The organism is Streptococcus sp. HMSC068F04 (genome assembly GCF_001837455.1).
Classification (GTDB): Bacteria; Bacillota; Bacilli; order Lactobacillales; family Streptococcaceae; genus Streptococcus; species Streptococcus salivarius_D.
In genome coordinates this window covers 1-4529 of sequence record NZ_KV832520.1, presented here as the reverse complement: position 1 = coordinate 4529, position 4529 = coordinate 1, and the positions used below count along the sequence as shown (strand labels likewise).

Genomic DNA, 4529 nt, shown 5'->3' with positions numbered 1-4529 from the left:
AAACGGACTTAAAGTCACAAAATAGAAAAATCTATCACTAGCTTGGAAGTGATAGATTTTCCAATTATTTAAGAACTTCTTGTGTCTTAGCGTAGTTAGCTTCAACAGCTTCTTTTTCGGCTTTCCACCAGTCTTGGTGATCTGTGTACCACTTGATTGTTTCTTCCAAACCTGATTCAAAGTTTGTGAATTGTGGTTCCCAACCAAGTTCTTCACGCAATTTTGTTGAATCAATAGCGTAACGCAAATCATGACCAGCACGGTCTGTGACACGGTCGTAAGCATCCTTTGGTTGACCCATTTTTTCAAGGATAAGTTCAAGCACTTCCTTGTTGTTCTTTTCACCATCGGCACCAATCAAGTAAGTTTCACCGATACGACCCTTAGTGAGGATAGCCCAAACACCAGTTGAGTGGTCATTAGTGTGAATCCAGTCACGGACGTTTTTACCTTCACCATAAAGTTTTGGTTTAATTCCTGACAAGATGTTGGTGATTTGACGTGGGATGAATTTTTCGATGTGTTGGTATGGTCCATAGTTGTTTGAGCAGTTTGAAATAGTTGCTTTAACACCAAATGAACGCACCCATGCTTTAACGATGAGGTCTGAAGCAGCCTTAGTTGATGAGTATGGTGATGAAGGGTTGTATTTTGTTTCTGCTGTGAATTTTTCACCAGGACCTTCACCGTGTCCAGGGAGATCTTCGCGCAATGGAAGGTCACCATAAACTTCGTCTGTTGACACGTGGTGGAAACGAATATCGTATTTACGAGCAGCCTCCAAGAGTGTGTAAGTACCAATGAAGTTTGTGTGGATAAATGGTGATGGGTCGTTCAATGAATTATCATTGTGGCTTTCAGCCGCATAGTGAACGATAGCATCAGCCTTAGCAGCCAATTTATCAACCAATTCAGCATCAGCAATATCACCAACAACCAATTCAACACGGTCACCAAGGATTTCTTCAATATTGGCACGGTTACCAGCGTAAGTGAGTTTGTCAAGGACAGTCACATGTACGTCTGGATGGTTGTTGTAGACATAGTGTACGAAGTTTGAACCGATGAAACCTGCGCCACCAGTTACGATGATATTTTTATATTCAGTCATTTTTTCTCCAAAAAATATTATTTTTCTTAATCGTTCCTTAAATCAATCTTTTTTAGCTTTCCTTAGGTGAGTACGGACGTCAGCGAACTTCGAAGAAGTTCCATGACTAAGTTTTGAGCCTGATGTCTCAAAACTTCCGAGCACCTGAAACACAATGATTCAGGTGCTTTTCTCACGGCGGAAAGCTAATCATATAGCTCGCTTCGCTCGTTTATAACAAAGCTAAAAACTATATAATGATTTTCTTAATTGTTTCAAGAGCTATATTTTTACAAATCCTCTGGTTTGAGGGGGTTAACGTCTTTGAGCAATGGGTGATTTTTATCTGCTTCTGAGACTTCTGCTTCTTCCAAGTTTTCCCACTTGATATCAAGGCTTGGGTCAGCATAGTTGACAAAGGCATATTTAGGTTTAAGTTCAAGTGCCCAGTAATCGTTTACGAGATAGCTGTATGATACTTTGTCAGACAGAACTTGGAAACCATTGGCAACACCACGAGGAACAAAGATTCCTTTTGAGGCATCAATAACAGTTTGATAAGTATTCCCAAACGTTTCGCCTTCACGGAGGTCAACCCAAGTTCCAAGAACCTTTCCTTCATCTGCCACTGAGATGTATTTATCCCAAGGCTCGGCGTGCAAGCCACGCAAAACATTTTTACGTGAGAAAGAAACGTTATTTTGCAATTTTCCTTCTGCAAAGAATGATTCTGGAAAACCAAGTGGCAACATCTTTTCCTTTTGGAAGTTTTCCTTGAACCATCCACGGTTATCTCCATGAACAGGAATATCAAATTCAAGCAGACCTGGGATGGCATCAATCTTGCGTGCAGCTAATTCTTTACCAAAAAATTGTTCAGTCATTATGCTTCTCCAATCAAACGGAGCAAATATTGTCCGTATTCATTTTTCTTAAGTGGTTGTGCCAATTCAAGAACCTGTTCTTTAGTGATATAACCCATGCGATAGGCAATCTCTTCAAGGTTAGCTACTTGGACATTCTGCAAACGTTGAACTGTTTCGATGTACTGAGCAGCCTGCAAGAGACTTTCGTGAGTGCCTGTATCCAACCAAGCAAAGCCACGTCCCATAAGCTCAACAGAGAGGTCTCCACGTTCTAGGTAAGCCTTGTTAACATCCGTGATTTCAAGTTCGCCACGAGGGCTTGGCTTGATGTTTTTAGCAATTTCCACAACATCATTGTCATAGAAATAAAGACCAGTTACAGCAAAGTTTGATTTTGGATGCTCAGGTTTTTCCTCGATAGAGATGGCATTCATATTGTCGTCAAACTCAACAACTCCAAAACGTTCTGGGTCCTTAACTTGATAACCAAAGACTGTGGCACCTTTTTCCTTAGCTTCAGCACGTTGAAGCATGGCAGAAAGACCATTGCCATGGAAAATGTTATCCCCGAGGACAAGTGCAACACTATCGTCACCAATGAAGTCTTCACCAATGATAAAGGCTTGAGCCAATCCATCTGGGCTTGGTTGTACTGCGTAAGAAAGTGAAATACCGAACTCAGAACCATCACCAAGAAGCTCTTCAAAACGTGGAAGGTCCTGTGGCGTTGAGATGATGAGAATTTCCTTAATACCAGCCAACATAAGCGTTGAGAGTGGATAGTAAATCATTGGTTTATCGTAAATCGGCATCAGTTGTTTTGATGCAGCACGTGTCAATGGATACAAACGTGTCCCTGAACCACCTGCAAGAATAATACCTTTCATAAGAAGGCTCCTTTTTTCTCTAATATATTATCTATATTTTAGCATTTTTCAGCCCTCTTGTCACGGTAAACCCTATGTTCTTAAGCTTTCATTAAGAAAATCACAAGTGCCCATTTTCTTAATCCAATCTAAAAAAGGATTTCGATTGAAACCCTTTTCGATTGAAGATAATATCTTGCAATATTCCCCTTGGGAAGTGTGATTATCATCCTCTTAGTGTCTTTGTGCACTCATCCAGTCAAAGATACTGTTATAAGTTTGTCCATTGACACTGGCACGAGAGCCACCTCCATTGGTTGGATCAGTGGCTACCATACCACTGTAACCCTCCCAATTTTTCGTATTTTCAGGATGCTGAACGCCAATCACCTGGTCATGGAAGAAATAAATCCAAGCCCAATGCCCATCATACTCTGTCCCAGGAAGATCAGTCCCAGTAGCTGTTTCAAAGTATGAGAACCACTTGTTAGTAGCTCCGGAGGTAATCAAGCTCTTATATAAAGGCAAGACACTATTTTCTGGTTGGACTGTTGCGTCTGCCTTTGTGTGAATCAACCACATAGGCTGGTTCTTCAGTTTATCAATTCCAGATTGGTCAACGGTTAGTGGCGCTGCAATTGGAATGAGAGCTGCAAAATAATCTGGATAAGTTGCTCCCATGGTCAAGACCATACCACCACCATTTGAAACTCCCGCAAGATAGATTCGTCCCTTATCTACCTCAGGGTGATTAGCTAGGTAGGTATCAATGGTCTCTTTGAGTTGGGCTGCGTTATCCGACCCCCAAGGTGTCTGCGTTTGAACAGCTAGAACATTAACCCCACGCGCCTGATCACCAGTTGTTAAGAAATGGCCTTGAATATCAGGCTGGGTAAGCGCATAGACGTCATTTGAAAGAAGCGGAATATTCATGTCTGTCCCTCTTTCACCAATGCCGTGTAGCCAGACAATCAATGGTTTGGTGCTATTCCCAGTACCAGTCTGGGCACTATAAGCCGCATACTGCATGTTACCTACCTGTCCGCGCTCGTCGAAAACCTCCGTCGTTGGCATCAAACGATTGTTGATAGCATCTTGTTCAGATGAAACCATCTGTGACTGACTACTACCTTCTGCCACTACTGACAAGTCTTTCATTGATACCATGTAACTTTCCAGCCATTGGTTAGTCCAAGTAGAAAGGTTGAAATACATAGGTTCAGCATTCCCACCCATGTTGTAGCGGTTATAAGACGGTAGGCTCAATTCAAGCGTCACGTACTTGCTATTGTCATAATAGACCACATGCCCCTTATCATCAGAAACATAAGAGTTCGTTACCTGACAACTGACCCCTGCTGTTGTAACCTGAGTTGAGCTGTGGACAACCTCTGGCGTGACCTTCTGATTAAATTCAAAAATGACTTTGGTTACAGCCGGTCCAAACTCATAACTTTCTAGAACAATACTTGTCTTTGTCACAGCCAAGTCTTCTGCTGCCCCTGCTTTGACAGACAGGCCTAAACTTATGGCTAGCAAAGTAACAATGACTGTCACATATACTTTAACTTTTTGGAACATAGTCCCTCCCCTTTTTTATTAGTATTCACCTACAATCAATGAACAGTTACTATTTTATCATTTTCTAATCAAATAAGAAATAGATGCAAAGAAATTCTAATCATAACCACCCGTCTAACGGGTGGT

General features: G+C 41.6%; 4 protein-coding genes. All 4 read right to left on the bottom strand.

Annotated elements, in window-relative coordinates; all coding sequences use genetic code 11:
- Positions 1–64: 64 nt before the first annotated feature.
- Positions 65–1111: a dTDP-glucose 4,6-dehydratase gene (rfbB, locus tag HMPREF2571_RS08405; protein ID WP_002884100.1), complete on the bottom strand. Its 1047-nt coding sequence runs from the start codon at positions 1109–1111 to the stop codon at positions 65–67.
- A gap of 269 nt (positions 1112–1380) precedes the next feature.
- Positions 1381–1974, bottom strand: a complete 594-nt coding sequence (locus tag HMPREF2571_RS08400) for a dTDP-4-dehydrorhamnose 3,5-epimerase family protein (protein ID WP_013990761.1) — start codon at positions 1972–1974, stop codon at positions 1381–1383.
- The gene (rfbA, locus tag HMPREF2571_RS08395) at positions 1974–2843 is read right to left on the bottom strand and encodes a glucose-1-phosphate thymidylyltransferase RfbA (RefSeq protein WP_002883992.1); all 870 of its coding nucleotides are present in this window, start codon (positions 2841–2843) and stop codon (positions 1974–1976) included. The genes HMPREF2571_RS08400 and rfbA overlap by 1 nt, the downstream gene beginning before the upstream one ends.
- A gap of 213 nt (positions 2844–3056) precedes the next feature.
- Entirely contained in the window at positions 3057–4403 is a 1347-nt protein-coding gene (locus tag HMPREF2571_RS08390; RefSeq protein ID WP_070847794.1) for an acyl-CoA thioester hydrolase/BAAT C-terminal domain-containing protein, read from the bottom strand.
- Positions 4404–4529 lie beyond the last annotated feature (126 nt).